Source organism: Enterococcus sp. AZ079 (assembly GCF_050547255.1).
In the GTDB taxonomy this organism is placed as follows: Bacteria; Bacillota; Bacilli; order Lactobacillales; family Enterococcaceae; genus Enterococcus_D; species Enterococcus_D casseliflavus.
In genome coordinates, this window is record NZ_CP172955.1 from 2,321,640 (window position 1) to 2,343,097 (window position 21,458).

At 44.1% G+C, this 21,458-nt stretch carries 20 protein-coding genes; 5 read left to right on the forward strand and 15 right to left on the reverse strand.

The features are described 5' to 3' along the window. Positions 1-12: 12 nt before the first annotated feature. Positions 13-1,449, forward strand: coding sequence for an IS1182 family transposase (locus IGJ15_RS11070; protein WP_010748976.1), 1,437 nt, complete (start codon positions 13-15; stop codon positions 1,447-1,449). A 57-nt stretch (positions 1,450-1,506) separates the two neighbouring features. Beyond that, positions 1,507-1,911 (forward strand): arsenic metallochaperone ArsD family protein, encoded by a 405-nt coding sequence (locus IGJ15_RS11075; protein ID WP_034868676.1) that lies wholly within the window; start codon positions 1,507-1,509, stop codon positions 1,909-1,911. Positions 1,912-1,967: 56 nt separating this feature from the next. Here IGJ15_RS11075 and IGJ15_RS11080 read toward each other — a convergent pair whose 3' ends face one another. Both IGJ15_RS11080 and IGJ15_RS11085 read right to left on the reverse strand, forming a co-directional pair. Then, complete coding sequence (locus IGJ15_RS11080) at positions 1,968-3,230, reverse strand: PTS sugar transporter subunit IIC (RefSeq protein WP_010747740.1); 1,263 nt, start codon at positions 3,228-3,230, stop codon at positions 1,968-1,970. Positions 3,231-3,339: 109 nt separating this feature from the next. Further along, entirely contained in the window at positions 3,340-3,996 is a 657-nt protein-coding gene (locus IGJ15_RS11085) for a YczE/YyaS/YitT family protein (RefSeq protein WP_034868378.1), read from the reverse strand. Between the two features lie 113 nt (positions 3,997-4,109). Between IGJ15_RS11085 and IGJ15_RS11090 the strand changes: the two genes are divergently transcribed. After that, complete coding sequence (locus IGJ15_RS11090; protein WP_205821257.1) at positions 4,110-4,760, forward strand: cyclic nucleotide-binding domain-containing protein; 651 nt, start codon at positions 4,110-4,112, stop codon at positions 4,758-4,760. 121 nt (positions 4,761-4,881) lie between these two features. Here the strand turns inward: IGJ15_RS11090 and IGJ15_RS11095 are convergent, their stop codons facing one another. The 3 genes from IGJ15_RS11095 to IGJ15_RS11105 all read right to left on the reverse strand — a co-directional run bounded on the left by IGJ15_RS11095 (position 4,882) and on the right by IGJ15_RS11105 (position 8,886). After that, positions 4,882-6,324, reverse strand: coding sequence for a glycoside hydrolase family 32 protein (locus IGJ15_RS11095; protein ID WP_005225466.1), 1,443 nt, complete (start codon positions 6,322-6,324; stop codon positions 4,882-4,884). Between the two features lie 43 nt (positions 6,325-6,367). Further along, positions 6,368-7,744, reverse strand: a complete 1,377-nt coding sequence (locus tag IGJ15_RS11100; protein WP_005225465.1) for a PTS transporter subunit EIIC — start codon at positions 7,742-7,744, stop codon at positions 6,368-6,370. A gap of 146 nt (positions 7,745-7,890) precedes the next feature. Then, complete coding sequence (locus IGJ15_RS11105; protein WP_005225464.1) at positions 7,891-8,886, reverse strand: LacI family DNA-binding transcriptional regulator; 996 nt, start codon at positions 8,884-8,886, stop codon at positions 7,891-7,893. Positions 8,887-9,249: 363 nt separating this feature from the next. Between IGJ15_RS11105 and mazE the strand changes: the two genes are divergently transcribed. Next, a complete protein-coding gene (mazE, locus tag IGJ15_RS11110; RefSeq protein WP_005225463.1) occupies positions 9,250-9,480 on the forward strand; it encodes a type II toxin-antitoxin system PemI/MazE family antitoxin in 231 nt (76 codons plus the stop codon). 231 nt (positions 9,481-9,711) lie between these two features. On the opposite strand, the gene IGJ15_RS11115 is transcribed toward mazE, so the two are convergent. Both IGJ15_RS11115 and IGJ15_RS11120 read right to left on the reverse strand, forming a co-directional pair. Then, on the reverse strand, positions 9,712-11,022 hold the full coding sequence (locus IGJ15_RS11115; RefSeq protein ID WP_005225462.1) for an NCS2 family permease: 1,311 nt from the start codon (positions 11,020-11,022) through the stop codon (positions 9,712-9,714). Positions 11,023-11,182: 160 nt separating this feature from the next. Beyond that, positions 11,183-11,782 carry an NUDIX hydrolase N-terminal domain-containing protein gene (locus IGJ15_RS11120; RefSeq protein WP_005225461.1) on the reverse strand — a complete coding sequence of 200 codons (600 nt, stop codon included), beginning with the start codon at positions 11,780-11,782 and terminating at the stop codon, positions 11,183-11,185. A 189-nt stretch (positions 11,783-11,971) separates the two neighbouring features. Between IGJ15_RS11120 and IGJ15_RS11125 the strand changes: the two genes are divergently transcribed. Then, entirely contained in the window at positions 11,972-12,976 is a 1,005-nt protein-coding gene (locus IGJ15_RS11125; protein ID WP_225000995.1) for a DUF389 domain-containing protein, read from the forward strand. 43 nt (positions 12,977-13,019) lie between these two features. Here the strand turns inward: IGJ15_RS11125 and IGJ15_RS11130 are convergent, their stop codons facing one another. The 8 genes from IGJ15_RS11130 to IGJ15_RS11165 form a co-directional block, all read right to left on the reverse strand. Then, positions 13,020-13,646: a zeta toxin family protein gene (locus IGJ15_RS11130; protein ID WP_005225459.1), complete on the reverse strand. Its 627-nt coding sequence runs from the start codon at positions 13,644-13,646 to the stop codon at positions 13,020-13,022. Beyond that, complete coding sequence (locus IGJ15_RS11135; protein WP_005225458.1) at positions 13,647-14,513, reverse strand: class II fructose-bisphosphate aldolase; 867 nt, start codon at positions 14,511-14,513, stop codon at positions 13,647-13,649. 22 nt (positions 14,514-14,535) lie between these two features. Beyond that, positions 14,536-14,928 (reverse strand): hypothetical protein, encoded by a 393-nt coding sequence (locus IGJ15_RS11140; protein ID WP_005225457.1) that lies wholly within the window; start codon positions 14,926-14,928, stop codon positions 14,536-14,538. A gap of 18 nt (positions 14,929-14,946) precedes the next feature. Further along, a complete protein-coding gene (locus IGJ15_RS11145) occupies positions 14,947-16,236 on the reverse strand; it encodes a PTS sugar transporter subunit IIC (protein WP_005225456.1) in 1,290 nt (429 codons plus the stop codon). A gap of 31 nt (positions 16,237-16,267) precedes the next feature. Next, positions 16,268-16,570 (reverse strand): PTS sugar transporter subunit IIB, encoded by a 303-nt coding sequence (locus IGJ15_RS11150; protein WP_005225455.1) that lies wholly within the window; start codon positions 16,568-16,570, stop codon positions 16,268-16,270. A 24-nt stretch (positions 16,571-16,594) separates the two neighbouring features. Next, positions 16,595-18,664, reverse strand: coding sequence for a BglG family transcription antiterminator (locus tag IGJ15_RS11155; protein ID WP_005225454.1), 2,070 nt, complete (start codon positions 18,662-18,664; stop codon positions 16,595-16,597). Between the two features lie 236 nt (positions 18,665-18,900). Further along, the gene (locus tag IGJ15_RS11160) at positions 18,901-19,950 is read right to left on the reverse strand and encodes an FUSC family protein (RefSeq protein ID WP_005225453.1); all 1,050 of its coding nucleotides are present in this window, start codon (positions 19,948-19,950) and stop codon (positions 18,901-18,903) included. A 261-nt stretch (positions 19,951-20,211) separates the two neighbouring features. Next, on the reverse strand, positions 20,212-21,432 hold the full coding sequence (locus IGJ15_RS11165) for an NAD(P)H-dependent oxidoreductase (protein WP_430599076.1): 1,221 nt from the start codon (positions 21,430-21,432) through the stop codon (positions 20,212-20,214). Positions 21,433-21,458: the final 26 nt, after the last annotated feature.

The window sequence follows — 21,458 nt, forward strand, 5'->3', positions numbered from 1 at the left end:
AGGTGTATCCAGATGCTCTCAAAACAAGATATGAGTAAACGCGCACAAATCGGTTTCTTTTCTCTTGAAGACTTGGTCCCACAGGACCATTTATTGCGGCAAATAGATCAATGTATTGATTTCTCCTTTATTTATGAATTGGTTAAAGAGAAATACGATGAAATCCAAGGACGTCCTAGCTTGGATCCTATTCTTCTAATTAAATTACCAATGATTCAATATCTATTTGGTATTAAAAGTATGAGACAAACAATAAAAGAAATAGAAGTGAATATCGCTTATCGCTGGTTTTTAGGTTTGAGTTTAGAAGATCCCGTTCCTCATTTTTCAACATTTGGTAAAAACTATACGCGACGGTTCAAAGGAACAGATCTCTTTGAAAAAATTTTTTATGAAATTCTAGAACAATGTATCGCTGAAGGTATCGTAGATACTTCCGAAGTATTTATTGATAGTACGCATATTAAAGCACATGCGAATCGTAACAAAAAAGAATCTGTCGAAGTAATGGAACAAGCTGTTTTTTATACAGATAAGCTGACAAAAGAAATCACCAAGAATCGAGAAAAACATTTAAAAAAGCCCTTAAAAGAAACAAACGCAGAAAGTAAAACTTCCTTGAAAAAAAGAAGTACGACTGATCCTGAAAGTGGTTGGTTTCATAAAGGTGAACACAAAGAAGTTTTTGCCTATAGCTCACAAGTGGCGTGTGATAAACATGGATGGATATTAGGTTATACTACACACCCAGGGAACTTTCATGACAGTCGTACGTTTGTTTCTTTATTTAACAAGCTCAAAGGAGCTTTTCCCCTAGAAAAATTAATTATGGATGCTGGGTATAAGACACCAGCAATTGCACATTTACTACTCGAACATAAATTGACCCCAATTTTCCCATACAAACGTCCTATGACTAAAAAAGGCTATTTCAAGAAACATGAATATGTTTATGACGATTACTATAATTGTTATATCTGTCCCAATAATAAAATACTCTCTTATGCCACTACCAATCGCAAAGGATATATCGAATACAAAAGCAATCCAAAGGATTGTAAAAATTGTCCTTTCTTGTCTAAGTGTACCAACTCAAAAAATCATATCAAAGTAATCACTAGACACATTTGGGCTGAAGCTATAGAGACCTGTGAAGAGATACGCCATCAAAGTTGGTTCAAAGAACTTTATAAAAAGAGAAAAGAAACCATTGAACGAATTTTTGGGACAGCAAAAGAATTTCATGGGTTACGTTATACCAATCAAATAGGAATTGAAAAAATGCACATGAAAATTGGGCTTACTTTTGCGTGTCTTAATATGAAAAAGCTAGCAAAAATAAAAAGGATCAGAGCGCAAAAGAGACGTTTTCCTAAAGGAAAACTGCCTAATCTATCGATTATCCATAGAATATTACATAGAAAAAAGACAAACCTCATGTTTGTATAAGGTTTGTCTACAGTCTGAAAGACGCATTTGCGTCTTTTTTTGTTGTTTCACTTCTTTTTGATACTCTTTTTTGCTCGTGGCAAGAAATTCAGGTATACTTTTGACAAATCAGCTGCCATGAAAGGATTTGATGCAATGCCAACGATCGCTGTTTATGCCGACCAGAAAGAAGATACTTGGGAAGCACACTTGACTCACCAGTTAAAAATAAATGAAGAAAGGACCCAGGCTCATCAAACATTCCATAACGAACCTTTAACGATCGACGAATATTTTTTTGCAGAAGATCCTGCCCCTTTTTATACGAATCAAGCCGTCAAGCAGCAATTAGCAAGCAATGGCCGCAGCTGTCTGCCACTCGTGTATGTCAACGATCAGCTATTTTGCCAAGGTCGCTTGCCAACGATCCGTGAATGGGAACAATTGACGAAATCTGGGATCACTGTGCAATTTGATGAGTAGCAGCCACTGTTTTCTTTGCCAGACAAAACAACGCACCACGTGCCAATCATAAGCGTTTAGTTCTCCCCCTTCGCGGCAACTGCGTCGGTAACGCCTTTTTCTTCTTCTGTTAAACTTCGTTCGCTGATTTTAAAGAATGGATAGTAGATCGCCACACTAATCAGTAAGGAAGCGATACTCCAAAGAACAGCAGGGATATTGCCGCCTGTTGCAAGGTAAGTATTGATAAAGGGCGGTGTGGTCCACGGTGGATTGAACATGATTCGCCCAATGACATTGGTGACCGACAAGAAATACGTTCCGACACATAATACAAGGGGTGTCAGGATGAAAGGAATCATCATAATAGGGTTCATCACGATCGGAAACCCAAAAATGATTGGCTCATTGATACAAAAAATAGCAGAGGGCAAAGCCATCTTCCCTAGGGAACGATAGGCTTTTTTCTTTGAAACTAACATGTTGATGATCAGCCCCAGTGTTGAACCAGTGCCTCCATAGCACAAAAACATGATATAAAACCCGCCTGCAAAAATGTTCGGTAACGGTTCGCCTGCAGTGTAGGCTTCGGTATTGGCTGCTAATAAAGCTAGAAAAATCGGATCGCCGATACTCCCCATCACATTGCTGCCATGAATCCCTAAACACCAAAGCAACAAAATCAAAAAGGTATACAACAGCATCCCAGGCAATGTGTTTAGACCAACTGCCAGCGGTGAAAAGATGGCTTGCACGAATTGATTGACATTAAATTCCAACAAGACCCGAATCACCCAGGCACCAGTGATGATGGCAGCTCCAGGAAGCAAGACCGAAAAACTCTTGGCAACTGCGGGCGGCACTTCTGCTGGCATCCGAATCACTAAGCGGTGCTTGAGAAAAAAGCGATGGATCACTACTGTCGCAATCGCCGTGACGATTCCTGTAAACAGACCAGACGCCCCCAAAGAAGCTGGATCGATCGTCCATTCTTCCCCCGCCTGCAGCAGCAAAAACGCGCAGACTGCCAACACGACTGAACCGATCCGATCGATCTCATACGAAGCCGCCAAATAGTAGGCGATCCCGATACAAGCGGCCAGTCCCAAAATTCCAAATGTAAAATTGCTGGCGGCGCCTAGTTTGACGCCAAATTCCCCGACAAACTCGGTCCAGCCAGGAAAAGGCAGATTGGCTAAAATCAAAAAGAGACTGCCGATTATCGTCAGCGGCATCGTGACGGCGACTCCGTTGCGCACGGCAACTAAAAACCGATTTTCACTGATCCTAACCAATTTTGGTGCAAAATTTTCCTGAAACCCTTCAATCAACCGATTCATCCTGTCTCCTCCTACTAAATATCTCGCTTTTTTAATAAGAGTAGCATAAAAAAAGCTTTCTGCATTTTTAGAACACTCGACGCCTTCCCGATTCCAAGAATACTGCTGGCTAACTGTTTCTTTGCCAAATGGGTAAAGCCCCTGCCAAATCACGTTCCTTCGACCAAGCAATGGCACCTGAGAGCAAAAAGAAACTAATGACGGTCCCTTCCCTCACCGCTAGCGGCAAGCCCAAACTGATCGCTAGCAAGAGTGCCCCCGAAATACAGACTGCATCAACGCCATAACGGTACTGCTTAAATGTCCAACGACTGCGTTGCGCCAGCAAATGACACCAGTACTCGATTGGAAATTTCAAGACCTGCAACCGTAGGACTTGTCCCGTCGCCGTTCCAGAAATCAAGATCCCACCGATCAAAGCAGCTAGTTGGCTCCAATAATTCGTCAAGTGCAGCGATGCCAAGAAGTAGTAAACAAAGCCATTGATCAAATAGCCGAATGCCAGCAAAGCAAAAAACATAATCAAGTACTCACTGCCTTTTTGTTTGAGGGACGTCTGCCGCCGATCCAATAGCCAACAGGCAGCTAAAAAGCTCAAATTGATGGCTGTTGTGATGGTGCCGACTTTGATTCCTGACATCGTTGCCAGCGTAACATTCAAGGCATTAAAACTACTGACCCCAACGCTTGCTTTAATGGTCAAGCTGATCCCGAATGCACTCAGCCCATAAAAAATTCCTGATCCTATCCATTGCTTTTTATTCATTTTTTCTCCCACACTTTCTTTTTTGCTTTTCTAAGTATGTGCTATACTGACTAAAAACAAATAGGAGATTTCTCCTAGTTTGGAGGAAAAAAGCGAAAAAAACCGCTTATGCCTTGGCAATAAAGCAGGTACCAATCAAAGAAAGCTGCCCCTTGCCGATTCCTGAGGAGATTTTACAACAAAGTGCCCTCTGGACCTTTGATCATCGAGAAGCGATCCAAAAAGAAACGGTGCCGATGTCGGTCTTTTTCGTCCTATTGACTGGCAAAGCCAAGATCATTCAAACGCAAGAAAACGGCAAACGTGCCTTGCTGCAGTTTCTCCATCCTGGTGATTGCATTGGCGATCTCACGTTGATTGGCGCCGAAACAGTACCGAAAACCGTGGTTGCGATCGGTGAAACAACATGTCTGGGCATTCCGATGCAAGCAGCAGCTCACGGGCTCATGCAAGACCTGGCTTTCGTACAAACACTAGGCAAAACTATCGGTGAAAAATTGCTGCTGCGTATGGATCATTTTTCCGTCAATCAAACCTATCCCTTAGCTTGGCGCCTTGCCCATCTACTGTTGGAAGCTTCGATCGATGATCTTTTTCAAGAAAAATTAACGGAGACCGCAGAATACTTAGGCGTGAGCTATCGCCATTTGACGTATACCTTAAAAGATTTCAAAACGCAAAAACTAGTCACAAAAACTGCAGACGGCTATCGGATCGATGCACCTGCGCTGCAGACCTTTATCCAAAACCAACAAAAGCAGTAACAAGCGAATAACGACAGCAAAATAGTTGGTATGATGCCCCCCTAAAAGCCAGAGAAAAAGCTGACTCTTGGGGGTGCAACAAGAAAAACCAACTGTTTGCTGTCGTTTTCGGATCGTTGCTTTATTTTTTCGCCAATGCCCAAGTATTGACACAAACCGTGCCGGTTCCGCTGAGAGCGATCGCCTCGGTCCGTTTGGGATACACGCGAGAGGTCAAACAATATTGCCCGCCATTTAGGAAGATCTCAATCGAAGACGTATCGACAAAAATCTGCAGCTGCGTCAGTTCATCGACCTTGACACTGCGCTGTTTACGACCGTAGCCAGAAACGCCATGATGGATCGTGAAGACACCAGCTTCATAAGCCAAAGTCGTATCTTGCAAAAGTCCAAGCTGGAACTGCTGCAATGGGACTTCCACCGTAACTTGCAACTCATATGCCAATTCATCGAAAGACAAGTGCTGCGGTTTCTCTGAAAGCACAATTTTTTGGCTGACTTGCTTGTCTCGCAATTTTTGGAATTCTGGCAAAGGTTCTTGATACAACTGGTCATTTTTGACCGAAAGCTGTCTTGGCAGCGTTGCGGCATGCTGCCAGCCGCGAGGGATCGTAGGATTGCTGTATTCAGGACTGGTATCCCCTAGCCCCATCCAGCCCCACAAGATCCGACGTTTCTGCTCATCTTTAAAGGTTTGCGGGGCATAGAAGTCAAACCCATAATCAAGTTCACGAAACGCAGAAGTTTCTTTGAACGTCAGGGTTTCCCAATCCACCTCACCAATCAGATACCCTGATTGATGAATATTTTGGTAGGCATGTTCTTTGGCTGCCAAGCCTTGCGGTGAGAAGACCAACACATCTTTGCCATCTAAATGGAAGTAGTCTGGGCATTCCCACATGTAGCCTAGAGCATAGTCCTCACCGAAAAAGATTCCTCGATAGGTCCATTCATTTAAATCCGTCGATTCATAAATCAAAATTTTGCCTTCGTTTTCCAACGTACGCGCGCCTAGCAGCATATAGTAGTTATCTTCGTGGGCAAAAACCTTTGGGTCACGAATATGATCGGTAAATCCCTCAGGGTAGTCCTCATGAGGAATCACGACTTCTTGCTTTTCGACGGTATAGCCGTCTTTGCTGATTACATGGACCGTGTTTTGTTCTCGTCCACTAAAGGTATAGTCATGATCACCAGGATGTTTGACATTCCCAGTATAGAAGAAATGGATCGCGTCATTCTCGATAAAGGCAGAGCCCGAGTAGACCCCGTCTTTGTCATAGTCGTGTTCGGGAGAAAGAAACAGCGCTTCTTCTTGAAACGTGACATAATCCGTCGACGTTTTGTGTCCCCAGTGGGGTGGTTCCCCGCCATGGGGCGTTTGCGGTACATATTGATGGTAAAAATGAACCACGCCTTTGAATTGGCAAAGACCGTTCGGGTCGTTCATCCATCCTGTTTCTGGCATCAAATGATAGTTCAAGCGCCACGCATCAGCACTGATTTTTTCTGCTAATTCGCTTTGGGTTTGGGCAAGCTGTGCCCAGTATTCCTTCGTTAACAATGTGGTACCTCTTTTCTCTTGCCGATGAGCAGCAAGGGATTATTTATTGGTTCAACTCTTTGACTAGCGGTTTGCGCTGCAATTGGACACCAGCAAAACCGACACCAAAGGCAATCAAAATCACGACAACGTATTTCAGCATGGCACCGAAATCTCCAGTATACAACAATAGACCTGGAATAAAAGTGATGCCCATCCCAGTAGCAGCTAATTGGAAGACATACGTCGCAAACCCGCCGACTGCGCCCCCCAGCATGCCTGCGCCAAAAATCCGCATCGAGCGTAAGTTGACCCCAAATAGTAAGGGTTCAGTGATCCCAAATAAGGTTGGAACCGCCGCACTGATGGCATTTGAGCGTTTGACTTTGTTTTTATAAATAAATGCCGCAGCAATCGCAGCCCCAAATTGTCCCGCCATACTTGCTGTACCTAAGACTTGTAGGACGTTTTCGCCTGTCGTATTCAATAACCCTAACTCAATAATACTTAACGAATGGTGCAATCCAGTGATTACGATCACTTGCTGAACCCCTCCGTAAATGATATAACCGATGCCCAATGGTGCTTGCACCAAGTAAACGATACTGTTGATGACTGCTCTTTCAGCTACTTGCAAGATTGGTCCTAACGCAAACAAAATCAAACCTAAAGTAATGACAATCGTTAAGAATGGTGTCACGATCAAGTCCATCATTTGCGGAACAAATTTACGGAACCATTTTTCTAGCTTAGAAACTAAGATCCCGACAATAATTGCTGGAAAAATCGACCCTTGATACCCAGAGATCGATAAACCGAATAAGTGCAATGGCTCTGCATCCCCGCTGGCAACTGCCCAAGCGTTCGGCAATTGCGGTGCCACCATCATCAATCCTACCACGATCCCGATGATCGGATTACCGCCGAATTTTTTCGTCGCACTATAGGCGATCAAAACAGGTAAAAAGGCAAACGCTGTATCCGTTAACATTTCAAACATAGCTAACCAGTCAGCACTATAAGTGACCCCCAACTCGGTCAATAATCCCCGAATCCCCATCAAAAGCCCCGTAGTTACCAAAGCTGGAATCAATGGCACCAAGACATCTGACAACGTGCGGACAACTTTTTGGACGGGTGACAGATTCGAATAGACATCATCTTTGAAGCCAGCTTTATCACCGGAGGCGTCATTGCCCATTTCTGCTGCGAAGGCTTGATAAACTTCATTGACTTTTCCTGTTCCAAAAATGAACTGATGCTGTCCCGTGTTGAAAAAATAGCCCTTGCTGCCCTCAACTGCTTCCGCTTTGTCTTTATCTACTAACTGATCGTCTTTCAAAATCAAGCGCAAACGTGTGGCACAGTGTTCAAAGTTTTTGACATTTTCTTTGCCGCCAACAGCTTCTAACACTTGGTCGATCGTTTTTTGTTCCTTCATTTTTCCCACTCCTTTGATCGTCGGTCCATTTGTGGAACCGGTTCTACATTTGTAGATTAACAGAAACCGTTTGCAATTGCAAGCAAAGAAAATAAAAAAACAGAACGCCGCAACTGGACGTCCTGTTTTCTCTAAAAATGTTTGCTTTATTGCTCCTGCTTGTCACGCTTGGTAGTCGACTGTTTGACCACTAATTGATTCGGTAATTCGATCACCTCAGGAACCTCTTCCCCTTGTGTCAGTTTTTGGATCGTTAAGACGGCATCGATGCCTAATTGGACATAGGGATATTGGGTCGTTGTGATGGTCGGATAGACATAATCCGTCGAATCATAGCCGCCAAATCCGTTCAAGGAAAAGTCTTGCGGCACTTGATACCCTAGTTCATGGGCGGCTTTCAATACAGCAACAGCAATATTGTCGGTAGCACAGGCGATGTACGTTGCCGATTGATCTTTCAAGAACATAAGGGCTTTTTGGTACGTTTCTCTTCTTGAAAAGGACGTTTCGATAAAGTCGACTTTGACGTTGGGCGTTTGTGCCAAGACATCAAGAAATCCTTTTTTCCGCAAGACACCTACCGCATAATCATTTTCGCTGACACCAACAAATAAATAACGTCGGTGGCCAGCGCTGACTGCATATTCTGCCATGGTTTTGCCAGCTTGATAATCTTCATGGACGATGGAATGAATGCCAGCTAACTGTTGGCCTAACAATAAAACAGGCATAGGAACCTCTGCCAGCACCGCTTGTAGCTGCGGCGTGATTTTGCGCGCAAACAGGATCATCCCTGCTACTTTTTGTTTGACTAGCATTTCGATATTTTCTAATTCCCGTTCATCGCTTTGATCAGAGTTGGTGATCAGCATTTGATAGCCGTTTTCCCGTGCCGTCGTATCGATCCCTTTCAACACATCATTTGTCGATGGTGAATTCAGTCGAGGAATGATCACGCCCAGCAATTTCGTGTCTTGGGCTTTCAGCGAACGAGCAAATGTATTGGGGCGATAGCCAGTTTCAGCAATGATCTGATCAATTTTTTTGCGCTTTTCTTCACTGATATAACCATTGTTCAGATAGCGGGAAACCGTACTTTTCGCTACTCCCGCCTTTTCAGCAATGTCCTTGATCGTTGTCATGATTTCCCACCTTTGCGTTTTCTTTTATTATAACAATAACTGAAAGAAAAGCGCAGGTTTTGCGTGAAAATTGTTGGGTTGGGCGGTTTTGGAATGAAGCTTCACTTTTTCGTTGCTTTAATCCCCTGGTCCTTGGTATGCCATAAATGATCCATCTAAAAAACTTCGTAATTCTGCTAAAATCTAACATCTATTTTTCTGAGATGTTCATCCATCTTTTCAAACAATATTTCATTGCGGTTTCTTATCTATCTTATGTAAAGTGCGTTTTGAACTTTTGATGTGTTCAAAATACATTAAATCTCACTGTTGTCTTCTCCTTCCATAGTATTGCAAGGGTTACTATCTCTAAGAGGTGATACTATGCTTATTACTAAATCAAGCCTACAAGGCAATTCCATCGTCGTTACGCTTCCTTCTGATAACGGAAAAAATCCGCCTGAAAACCAAGAATATATTGTTGTCTACCCAGAGGATGGGACGATCATTCTTGTTCCTAAAATTGAAGATCCTTTTAATGGTGGAGTGGAATCAGAGTTTTATGAAAAAGATGCGTGGGAAGACCTTTCATCTGAAGGGAGAATGATTTTTTAGTAACTAATGTTCAAACATACATTTCCAAAAAGCGACTATCGCTTGGATCGACTTTGCCCCTTCGGCTGGAAAGGAAATTCAAAAAAAGACGTCCTGGCTTAGATATTTAACCGTTATTCAATTCTGAACATTTTTATAGCAAGCGACATATAATAAAAACCAGCTAAGCCACGCTTAACTGGTTTTTTATTAGTTGAAATCCTATCCTAAGTTTACATTAAAACGTCTCTCTCACACATTCAAAATCCACATAAACCCAAGAAAGACAAAGAACAAGCCGTACATGATTGGTGAGACTTCTTTGCCGCGTTTGGCTGCTAACATGGTGATTGGGTAAAAGATGAAACCCAAGGCGATCCCATCGGAGATGCTATAGGTCAACGGCATGCCTAGTAGAATCAAGAAGGCTGGGATTGCGATTTCCATTTCGTGCCATTTGATTTCTCGTAGCGATTGTGCCATCAGCACGCCTACGACGATCAGTGCTGGTGCCGTCACTTGGGAAGTAACAACGGATAGCAATGGTGAAAAGAACAAGCCGAACAAGAAGAAAATTCCAGTCGTCACGGCAGTCAAGCCAGAGCGACCGCCCACGGCGATCCCAGCGGAGGATTCGACATATGCGCCTACTGGTGAGGTCCCTAATAAAGAACCAGCGAGCATGGCGGTGGAGTCAGAAGCAAGTGCTTTGCCGACCCGCGGCATTTTGTTGTCTTTCATAAAGCCCGCTTGATTGGCAAGTCCCACCAAGGTGCCTGCCGTATCAAAGAAAGTGACGAGTAAGAAAGTCAGTACTACGACCCACATTTGCAGGGAGTTGATGTCTCCTACATGGTTTAGCGCCACTAAGAATGTGGAAGAAATACTCGGTGCAGCAGAAACGATACTGGATGGTGCTTGGATCAAGCCAGTCAAAAGACCTAAAACAGTTGTTGCGGCCATCCCGATAAAAATTCCACCAGGAACTCTGCGAACCATCAAGACGGCAGTGATCACTAAACCAAAAATCGTCAGCCACGTCGTACCGACACTCAATGACCCTAGTGCCACAAGGGTCGAATCATCGGAAACGATGATCCCACCTTCGCTCAATCCCAAAAAGGCGATGAACAGACCGATCCCACCAGAGATGGCATATTTTAAATCAGCAGGAATCGCATCAATGATCAGCTCCCGTAATTTGAAGATCGTGATCACGATGAAAATCAGTGATGCCACAAACACACCCGCTAATGCTGTTTGCCATGGAACCCCCATTCCAATACAGACTGAATAAGAAAAGAAGGCGTTGATCCCTAATGCGGGTGCCGTAGCGATCGGGTATTTTGCTAAAACTCCCATCAAGATACAGCCCAATGCGCTGGCTAACGCCGTTGACGTAAAGACGGCACCTTCGTCCATCCCAGATGCCCCAAGGACCGTTGGATTGACGAATAAAATATAGGCCATCGAGATAAAGGTGGTAAAACCAGCTAAGATTTCTCGTTTAACCGTTGTTTGTAAGGCATCCAGCCCAAAAAAGGAATTGATTTGATTCTTCATTTTTACTCCTCCAGCAATCAAGCAAAGGTATCGCCATTGCTTGATTTTTTATAATGAAAACGACGAAATCAATCATAAACCAACTTTATCTGCAAGTAAATATTATCCAGTTAAAAAAACCAATAAAACGCTTTTTCCAACATCTTACCCTTAGCTGTTTTTAATCAACGTGTAACGACTTCTCATTCACCAATTGCTCCAGTTGTTCCTTGGTGGTGCGCTTGATGGAAAGCTTCGGCAGCTCCTTCAACGAAAAGTAATCGCTGTTGGAGGTTTCACTGTTTTTGATGAAGTCCCCTGCCAAAACATCACAGACAAAGACCAGCTTATAGTATTGAAACACTTGCGGAATGTCTGGTCTTAGATTCGTATCAAAAATTGCTCGCAGCTCCTTGACCTCAACGAGTAAGCCAGTTTCTTCCAGCACTTCTTTTTTGATGTTTTCCCGTGGCGTCAAGCCAATTTCTGCATAGCCTCCTGGCAGTGACCATTCTTTCGTCAGGCTGTCTTCCACCAGCAAGATTTTTTCGTCTTTTTGGATCAATGCTCGTACATCGACTTTGGGCGTAGGATAGCCCTCATTTTTTTCTGTTAAAAGAGTCAACGCAGCTGCGTCTTGATCCACGACGGTACTCATCAAATGCAATGCCAACTCTTTGATCTCTTGGTAACGTTCCTTATCGTAGACATCTTTGCCATAGTACAAACCTGCTTCAGCGATCGATAACAGGCGTTTGTATTGCGCAAAATAATCTTTCATCCATTCCCCACCTTTTCCATTTATCTGATATGCTTCTTATTCTAGAGAAAATCGGCGGTTTTGCAAAAGATTGGCAACCCAATCATTGAATTCTCGTTGCTGCCATCGCCTGATAAACGCAGATTTTTGTAAAATCAGCCGATTTAAGGGACAATGAAAAGAGCCGAACGATTTTTCTCAGAAAGGATGATGAATGTGAACTTAACGCCTGATTTAGTTTCCAAAGAACAATTGATTGGAAAAATTCAAAAAGATATGGACCAAACGATGCTCGTCTATGCACTTTTAGTTTGTGCAACGCTGATTGCTTCGATTGGTTTGAACTACAACTCTACGACAACGATTATCGGGGCGATGTTGATTTCGCCACTTTTAAATGGGATCAACGGGATCGGCTTTGGTTTAGGTCTTTCCCACTTGCGCTTAGTCAAAAAAGGGCTGCTGGTCTTTAGCATCCAAGTCATCATCGTACTTATCATCTCATTCGCCTTTTTCTTACTCACGCCTGTCAAAGACACAACACCTGAGATCATCACCCAAACGTCTGCGACGATTTGGGATATTTGCGTCGCATTGATCGGTGGTTCCGCACTGGCTTTTGCCAAAGTCAGGGGCCGCGACAACGATGTTATTATCGGCGTCTCCATCGGGACGTCCCTGATTTTGCCGCTTTGTGTAACGGGTTATGGGCTGTCGATCAAAGACTATTCGATTTCATGGGAATCTGCTCAACTCTTTTTCACCAATTCCTTTTTGATTTGTTTTTCCTTGTTCATTACCATCTGGCTGTTGCAGTATGGGGATTTCCGTCACCAAAAATGGTGGAAGTTTGCCGTGGTTGCCTTACCGATCACGGTCATTGGGAGTTTCTTCGTTTATACGACGATCCAAACGACCATCGTGGAATACCATGCCAAGCGTTTTGTAGAAGCCAAACTGGGGGAACATTATTTGCTGGAGCAAACACTTAATGAGCAGAAACAATCCCTTGAATTAAAACTCGTCGGTGAACCACTCTCGAAACAAGCGGTCGCGCAGCTTGAAGCAAGTCTTGAAAACTATGCTTTGCCCGACTACCAGCTCAAGGTCAATGTCTATTCTGCCAATAAAGAGGGGCAATTTGATGCCAAAGTATTAGCCGAAATCCTCCAAGTCCAAAACCAAGGAACTTCGAAATTTTTGGGCTTAGACTAAAAAAACAGGCGCTGCCCTTTTCAGGTGTAGCGCCTGTTTTTCTTCAATTTAAGTCATTGAGTTGTTCAGCGATTCTCTCGATCAACGGGCGATAATCCACTTGCTCGTAATCTTCCACATTGACTTCGATAAGCGCTCCTAACTGAAAGTCATCGTAACGGCGATCAGTGATGATTTGCCGAAACGCTTCTTTGGTTATATGGTTGGTTGCAGCTTGTCTATCTTCCAGTACATCCCCGTAATGGTACCGTTCCATGATGAAACTTAAATGACGGTCATCCGCTCGATCACGTAAGAAGCGTCTTTCCCATAAGGTTTCAAAAGAAGCAGTCAAGCGAATGGTCAAGCACTCATAACCATAGCTTTGGGCGAGAAAAGTTAGCAATGGCTTCTGTTTTTCACTAAAAGGGTATTCCGAGACCACCAAGCGTTTTCCTAAAGACATGTACAAGCCCAATGCCTGATAGTAAAAAGGCCAAACATACTGCTTTTCGATCTGGGCTTTTTCTGCCAATGAATCAAAGCCGAGGTATTCGGCATAGCACTCTTTGATTTCATCTGGCGTAAGAGCGAAAAGATCAGGAAAACGTGTCTTCAACAGATCCAGTAAATAACTTTTTCCAGTTCCAGGGCTGCCTGCCAATAAAACAAGCATCTTTTTGCGTACCATCTATTTGCCGATCGCAGTCGGCGCTTTCGTATTCATGAAAAGGCCGATCTTATGCTTGACGATTTCTTTGATGGCTTCATTGGATGGGATCACGTTGTGGCGCAAAGATTTGTTGACTTCCGTTGCCCCAAAATTTTCTTTCGCAATCTTCGTCCAGTTCACCAACAATTCAGTACCTACATTAAACTTACGAATGCCGTTATTGATCAATTCGGGATAATCTTCTTCTTTGACGCCAGTTCCTCCATGAATGACTAGCGGCACGTCGACGACTGCATGGATCTCCTTCAATAACTCAACATTCACTTCGGTTTTGGAACGGAATTGGCCGTGATTGGTTCCGATAGCGATGGCTAGCGCATCGACGCCAGTAGCAGCGACAAATTCTACCGCATTTTCTGGGCGTGTGAAGACTTTATCGTCTTCTTCCACATGAATGCCTTCTTCTGTGCCGCCGATCGTTCCTAGTTCTCCTTCGACGGACACCCCATGGGCATGGGCGTATTCTACGACTGCGCGCGTTTTCAAAATGTTTTCTTTGAAGGGCAAATGCGAGCCATCATACATCACCGAGCTATAGCCGCTATCAATCGCTGCTTTGATCTCATCGAAATCTCTGGCATGGTCCAAATGCAAGACAGCGTCCACTAGCTCGTGATCGGCAATCGTTTTGACGACATTGACCAAGACATCATAGCCAATGTATTTCGCTGTATCGATACTTGTTTGAATGATGATGGGTGCCCCCATCTCTTTGGCTGCCCGCAGCATACTTGGCAGCATTTCTAAATTATGGGTATTAAAAGCCCCCACTGTAAAATTCAATGCTTCTGCTGTTTTCGTTACTTCTTTTAATGTTGTATACATCCTTGATTCCACCTCGTCTAGTTTAATTGCCGCTGATCGTAAGTTGTTTGGCGATTTGCCGCATTTCTTCCATTTTGTCCATGTAATAGTCGATCTTTGCATCGTCGCCGTTTCGTGCGGCGGCGGCACGCTGAGCATTGTAAAGGGACATCAGTTTTTTGTAGCCGTCCCCGATCGATTTTTTCGCCTGCAAGCTTTTTTCCAATGCGTCGATCGCTTCTTCTGTGCGGGAAAGTTTTGCCTGCGCTAAGCCTAACGCTTCATACAATTTTGCTTGTTCGTCGATGTCGGTTTCTGCTTGCAACTGACTTTCTAGATTTGCAATAAGCGCTTCTGCCTCTTGGCTTTCTTCAGCGGTCAAAGGAACCGCTGGTGTTTCTGTGGGCTTTTTTTCTTTTTTGAAAAAAGAGAACATGCGTCTTCCTCCTAGCGATTAAAAGTTTTTCAATAAGGGACTGATGATCCAAGCATATAGCAAGGCTGCCGTGACGGTATCCACATCAGTTGCCGTAGCGTTAACAAAGCCCATTTGATTGAAGATCGTTACAAGTAGGGCTGGCAGTAACGTAATGAAGAAGCCGTGAAAGATCCCTCCGATGATCGCCCCTCGACGTCCACCGACCGCATTGCCGAAGATCCCAGCGGTACCGCCTGCAAAGAAGTTCGTCAGCATCCCCGGCAAGATCATCGCCAAGCCAAAGACTGGTAAAACGAACATGGCGATGACTGTCCCAATCGTTGTAGTAATGAAGCCTAAAATAACTGCATTGGGGCTATATGGGAAGAACACTGGGCAATCGAGTGCTGGTTTTGCATCAGGCACCAATTTCATGGCGATCCCACGAAACGCAGGGACGATCTCGCCTAAGAGCAACCGAACGCCTGCTAACAAAACATAGACCCCAACCACGAATTGAATGGCTTGTAAGAAGGCATGCATGATGTAATTTTGATCACCAGAGAGCGTAGAAGCAAAGGTTTCTCCAGCAAACAAGACCGTCACGATATACAGTGGAACCATCACGACCATGACAGAAAGATAGGTATCTTGTAAAAATTCAAAAGAACGTGGCAGTTTGATGTCTTCGATCGATTTTTTCTTCTCGCCTCTTTCTCCAAACAGATAGGCAACGCCTGCTTCAAAGAGGTAGCCGATCGTACAGAAATGTCCGAGAGCAATGTCGTCTGACCCAGTGACTTTGCGGATGATGGGCTGAGCCATCGCTGGCATCGCTACGGCAAAGATCGCCCCAATCACCCCACCGACAAGAATCAAGACAACGCCGCGTAAACCAGCGAAATAGCCAAAGACCGTCGTCATGGTCGCCATCCATAAAATGGCTTGACCCGTTAAGAAAATATATTTCCATTTTGTAAAGCGTGCCAATAAAATATTAAAAACAAAGATAGCTAAAAATGTCAGCGCTATGTCCCGACCCAAGCCCAACTCATTCATCGCTTGCCCGTTGATGGCTTCGATGGAAGGAATTATGCCTTGCATGTCGAATCCTTCTGTGAAAATCTCGCCGAAATAGGTCAAACTACCGACGATGATGCTAGAACCAGCGCTTAAAACCTGGAAGCCCAATAGCGTCTTCAAACTTCCTGAAATGACTTGACCTGCTGACTTTTTCTGAAGCAGCAGCCCTAACATCGCGATCAAAGCGATCGTGATCGATGCCTGCGTTAAAATATTATCAATGATAAAATTGATGATGCCCATTTTTTCAAACTCCCTTCGTCATGCCTCTTCCTTACAGTGCGCCTTTTTCCGTTAATACCGGGGTGATTTTTTCTTCGATTTCTGGTTTTGAAACGATGTTGCGTAAATAAATGATTGCGGTTGTCGGGTCCAAGGCAAACTTTTCAAATTGCGTTCGGAAATTCTCTGCCGTAATGATGATGTCTGGTTTCATTGATACCGCTGATGAGATATCGACATGATCCAATTTCGCCTCCACTCCTAATTTCGTTAAGACATCTTCTGTTGACATCTGAGCCGCAAAGCTGCTGCCAAGACCTGCACCGCATACGAATAAGATCGATAATTTGTTCATGATTTTTTCCCCTTTTCTTGTTTTTTATGAAAATAGCAATGATTGAAAAGCTTCAATCGTGGAACAAGCCAGCAACTGCGTGACTTTTTTTTCATCATTGATCAATTCGATCAATTCCTTCATGATGGCAAGATGAGAGTAAGAGTCCACCGCAGCCAAGCAAAAAATGATTTTGACAGGGTCCATTTCTGGGTTCCCAAATGCGACTGGCGGCGCCAAGGTGAGGACACTCACACCCAACTGCTGGGCGCCATCTTCTGGTCGGGCATGCGCCAGCGCCAAATGTTTACCAATGACGATATAAGGACCGTATTCCTTCACCGCAGCAACCATTGCCTCGATATAGTGTTTTTCGATGATCTGTTCTTTTAATAGTGGCTGCGCCGAGCGTTCAATGGCTTCTTCCCAATTTTGAACAGGAACATTTAATTGAATATGACTAGCGGATAAAACATCTTTTAACATTGGCTGAATCTCCCTTGCATTAATGGCTAATTGATTTTGTTCAAACAAGTGTGTCAATTTGCGATAGGCGGCAGCATCGACCGTCCCACCGCTTTCTTCAATGACTGTAAGCAATTGATTGAAGAACAGCGTGGCATTTTTTTGGTCAAAGGCGATCCGCTTGAATTGTTCATTGTTTTTTAAGAAACGGCGGATCACTTGGTGATTTTCTTCATTGATGATCGGTGGGATCAGTAATACCGGCTTTTCTCGATAATCGATCTCATAGGTTGAAAAAACCAGATCCACATCGAATTTCGTGATCAAATTGACTTCTTGTGAATTCAAGACTGCCGCAACTTCTACTTCTGGAAACTTCTCCTTGAGGCTGGCTGCCAGCAGATTGCCGGTTGCCATTCCATGGTTACAGACGACGACCGCCTTATAGATCGTAATAATCTCGTGGTTCAATGAACTTAGGGCTGTAGAAAAATGGATCACGAGAAATGTCAGTTCATCTTCCGATAGTGGTTGACCGACGATCTCTTCGATCGTAGGAGCGAACCCCTTGACGGCTTGGTAGATTTGTCCATAATTTTTGCGAACGGTCTCTTTGATCGGATTGGGTACTTGAATACCGCTCTTGGCTCGAACGATCAGCGCTGCCATATGTTTATACAATCCCTCTAACAACTCTTCTTCCTTTTTACTAAAAGGGATCTTGGTTTGGCATTCCACAAATTGGATCAGCTGCAGCGACAAGAGTTGCGCATGCGCCCATTCGATGGAATTGGACAAATCTTTAAAATTCAGTGATTCGATGATGAAAGAAAGATAGTTGACTTCGATTTCTGGTGGCTCAATCGAAAAGGTTTCAGCGATCGCCTGGATATAGGCTGACCCTTGGAGCTGATTGCTGGAAGTAGACCAGTTCATGCGAGTGATAAATTCCTTCATTCTGATACGCATCAGCCAAATGGCGGTAAACAATAAAATTTGGCTGCTATACAACTCATTTTGATTTGGCGGCAACACTGCTTGCATCACTAGTTGGATCTGTTTGATTTCTTTTTGCGGCAAATAGCGATAAAGCAATTTCGTAAAGACTAAATCTGGGGTCTGTTTATCAAGTGGCAACCTACCGATCCGCTGATTGATGATGTCAAAAATCATCGTCCGAATCGCTCGTTCCGATCCATTCAACCGCAGTCCTTTTTTTCCTAGGCTGATGATCTCAATGCCATATTTATTGATGTCCGCCCGCAAACGGCGCATGTCTTCATCCATGCTGCTTTTTGATATCTGGTACGCTTCTTCTTTTTTATTCAACACCAGGATCTCTTTTGAAAAGGTCAGATGCAGCAGCAGATCAAAACGACGCTCTTCACGGGTCATATATTCCGACTGTTGTGCGTGTAATGCCTGCCAAACGATGGCTTGCTGTTTCGAGGTCAGTTTCAAAAGGATGCCCTTTCCTCGAAGGGTTTGGATCGGTCCGATGTGTAAGTCAGCAAGAAACGTGTTGATCTCATTCAAATCATTGCGGATCGTCCGCCCACTGGCTGCGGTCTCTTCTGCCAGTTGCTCAATGGATAGTGGATAATCAGTCACCAACAGGCGATGCAAAACATCTACGATTCGTTTTTTCACAACTTTCTCTCCTTCTCTGATTTGAGTATATGATTTCGCTTACAACAAAAAAAGTAGATGTTTCTGCCACTTTAGTTTGCAAAAATGTAAACGCTTCTATTTCAAAATAGGAACCTTTGCTCGATTATTTCATATTTCCCTTATTTTTCCTATCCGATGGAGATAACGTTTAGATAGAGGATCAAAGGCAAAAAAAAGCAAGAGCTACAGCTCTTGCTTATCGATGATGGTGCATTCTATTGTGTTTGATCCGTCGTGTCTTCTGGCTTACTTCCCAGCGCTTGCTCCATTTGCTTTACTGCCCAATCCATTAGAAAGATCAACAGCATTGCCAGCACACTGCCGATCAATGCCCCTGAAAAACGCAATGGGATCAATTTCAGCGGCGTAAAACTAGTACCGATGGTCATTAACAGCAGGACTTGCGGATTGGTAAAAAAATTAGCAACGGTATAATTGACTGGCATAAAAAACTCCGTCAATATGTTTAGAATGATCAATACCACTGCGATCGCTTCAAGGGGCATATGCAAGGACATCAATAAGAAACCCAGCAGCAGCCCCACGATTCCTCCCAGTACCCTACCAATCGTGCGATTTTTGATTTTTTCCATATGTTCTCCTGCCAAGACGGCAGCAGCAGAAATCAAGATCCAATAGCCGTTGCTGTCCCGCAACAGATAGGCAATGTAGGTCGCAATGAACAATATCAAAGAAAAGTGCAGCGCCTTGATGACCATTTCTGGTTGCTGAGATAATGCTAGCGAATATTTCTCGTGCAAGCTCAGTTGTTGAAAGGCCGTTTTTTCTTCTTTCAACGGCAGCTGTTCAGCCAAAGAAATCACCAGTCCAGCAAGCAGCGAGCCTGCGATGCCATAAAGCAAATAGGAACTGTGGTGCAAGATCTCTCCAAGGTGCGCTGCGTGAAAATTAAAGCCGGTGGCATAAAGCATCAACACGAAGAAATAATCGGGCTTGGGGATCCGCATCACTTTTGACAACAAAAACGCAGAAAACGATAACGCACCGATGATAAAAGGTGCGCTCCAAGGAATCAGTGCTGTCCCAGCGCCTAAAATAAATGCCAGCAGCAGCGCAGCGCCGTGGGTCAAAATGGCGCGCAGATTATAAAAAAGGGTCCGATGTTGAAAAGCCAAGTAGGAAAAAGCCCCCATCGCCCCCACAGAACTTATCAAAGGGTCCTGAACGAGGATCCCTATAAACAAAGGAACCGCCATCGCAAACCCTGATCCTAACGGACGCAAGACTTTTCGTTTGTCTTTCATGCAATTCCTCCTATCAAAAAATATGTACGATGATACAGCCGTTTTATAAGCAACGTCCTAAACTAGTATACGAAGCAAAAGATGAATATGCAAATTTTTTTCAGAAACTTTGTGAAATCCTCGCAACGATGTCCTTGATCAATTCAATCGCTCATAGAAAACCGTTCATTCATGAAAAAGCAGCAAAAAGAGAAGCATTCGCTTGGCAACTGATTGCAAGCGAATGCTTCTAGCGATTCCTTTTCTCCCTTTAGACAACCCTTATTTCACTGAAGCACTGGTGACCGCATCTGCTGCAGGTGCGTCATGAGTGCTGGCACTAGTGACCGCATCGGTCGGTTCTTGGCGCACAGAAGCACTGGAAATGGCGTCTTCATTGCCGACAAGTTTTTGACCGGTTTGTTGCAAATACCATTCGATGATTGGCTTGAAATCAAGGATGTATTCGTTGATCCCCGCATATTCGCCGTTTTCATCGTGCATCGCTTGATAATTGTGGACGATGTATTTTTCTGGCACCTGTTTCGGCACATGGACCCGAACCGCGTCGGTTGCCCCACTGCGCAGCTGTTGGATCACCCACTCAACATTTTTGAAGGATTTTTCAGGATGGCATTTTGCTAATGGATTGCCGACTTGTCCTGGCACACGTGCTGCCAGCATATTTTGGGCTTCTTCCCGCAGATTGTAATACAAGAATTGGTTGTTGCTATCGGCAAATGTCAATTCCATCGGCATCGAATCTAAGAAGTAATTAATCTGATCGACTGTCAGCAAGCCGCGATTTAGTTTGACGTAGGTATTGCCAGAAACGGCACCGACTGCTTCAGCGGCTTTTTCCAGCCATTGATCATCATACATATCCACTCCTTCCACGGTGGTTGCGATTTTCCCTGTGGCGTAGAGGTCTTCGGGCGGCAATTGTTTGGGACCCGCTAAGGCAGAAACGACTTTGATAAATTGCAAGAAGCTGTTGATCGTCGCATCTAAAAAAGCAACCGTTCGGGTATCGATCAAATCACCCGCTTCATCGAAAGCTTCTTTGGCTTTGCCCAACAAAAACTCATTCCCTGGCATCACTAAAGCATTGACTCCCGGTGCGTCCAAAATTTGGCGCAGATGTAGCTGGGCCCTTGAAGTTCCTTGATCATAGTAAGAGGCACCCACGATCATTACTGGTTTGTTTTCCAGAGGATGGATCTTGAATGAAAGCCATTCTAGCAAGCTTTTCAGTCCTGCCGTCACGGTATGGTTGTGCTCTGGTGTAGCAATGATCACACCGTCTGCCATCAATAATTGCCGATTCAAACGCTGGATGGCTGGGCTTTGGGTTTGATCTTCCTCTTGATTAAAGAGAGGAAAGTCTTTGATCTCTACAAGTTCTAACGTGAATTCCTTTTTGTATTGCTTTTTGATAAAGTTCAGCAGCTGACGATTGGTGGAGACTTCAGCGGCTGATCCGACGATTCCGATCAATTTCATTGTCTTTACGCTCCTATCTTTTGCGG

Bases quoted from the DNA above. Each gene is read 5' to 3' on its own strand.
- IGJ15_RS11070 (WP_010748976.1), top strand. From the start codon at position 13: ATGCTCTCAAAACAAGATATGAGTAAACGCGCACAAATCGGTTTCTTT.
- IGJ15_RS11080 (WP_010747740.1), bottom strand. From the start codon at position 3,230: ATGAATCGGTTGATTGAAGGGTTTCAGGAAAATTTTGCACCAAAATTG.
- IGJ15_RS11085 (WP_034868378.1), bottom strand. From the start codon at position 3,996: ATGAATAAAAAGCAATGGATAGGATCAGGAATTTTTTATGGGCTGAGT.
- IGJ15_RS11100 (WP_005225465.1), bottom strand. From the start codon at position 7,744: ATGAAGGAACAAAAAACGATCGACCAAGTGTTAGAAGCTGTTGGCGGC.
- IGJ15_RS11105 (WP_005225464.1), bottom strand. From the start codon at position 8,886: ATGACAACGATCAAGGACATTGCTGAAAAGGCGGGAGTAGCGAAAAGT.
- mazE (WP_005225463.1), top strand. From the start codon at position 9,250: ATGCTTATTACTAAATCAAGCCTACAAGGCAATTCCATCGTCGTTACG.
- IGJ15_RS11115 (WP_005225462.1), bottom strand. From the start codon at position 11,022: ATGAAGAATCAAATCAATTCCTTTTTTGGGCTGGATGCCTTACAAACA.
- IGJ15_RS11120 (WP_005225461.1), bottom strand. From the start codon at position 11,782: ATGAAAGATTATTTTGCGCAATACAAACGCCTGTTATCGATCGCTGAA.
- IGJ15_RS11125 (WP_225000995.1), top strand. From the start codon at position 11,972: ATGAATGTGAACTTAACGCCTGATTTAGTTTCCAAAGAACAATTGATT.
- IGJ15_RS11130 (WP_005225459.1), bottom strand. From the start codon at position 13,646: ATGGTACGCAAAAAGATGCTTGTTTTATTGGCAGGCAGCCCTGGAACT.
- IGJ15_RS11135 (WP_005225458.1), bottom strand. From the start codon at position 14,513: ATGTATACAACATTAAAAGAAGTAACGAAAACAGCAGAAGCATTGAAT.
- IGJ15_RS11140 (WP_005225457.1), bottom strand. From the start codon at position 14,928: ATGTTCTCTTTTTTCAAAAAAGAAAAAAAGCCCACAGAAACACCAGCG.
- IGJ15_RS11145 (WP_005225456.1), bottom strand. From the start codon at position 16,236: ATGGGCATCATCAATTTTATCATTGATAATATTTTAACGCAGGCATCG.
- IGJ15_RS11150 (WP_005225455.1), bottom strand. From the start codon at position 16,570: ATGAACAAATTATCGATCTTATTCGTATGCGGTGCAGGTCTTGGCAGC.
- IGJ15_RS11160 (WP_005225453.1), bottom strand. From the start codon at position 19,950: ATGAAAGACAAACGAAAAGTCTTGCGTCCGTTAGGATCAGGGTTTGCG.
- IGJ15_RS11165 (WP_430599076.1), bottom strand. From the start codon at position 21,432: ATGAAATTGATCGGAATCGTCGGATCAGCCGCTGAAGTCTCCACCAAT.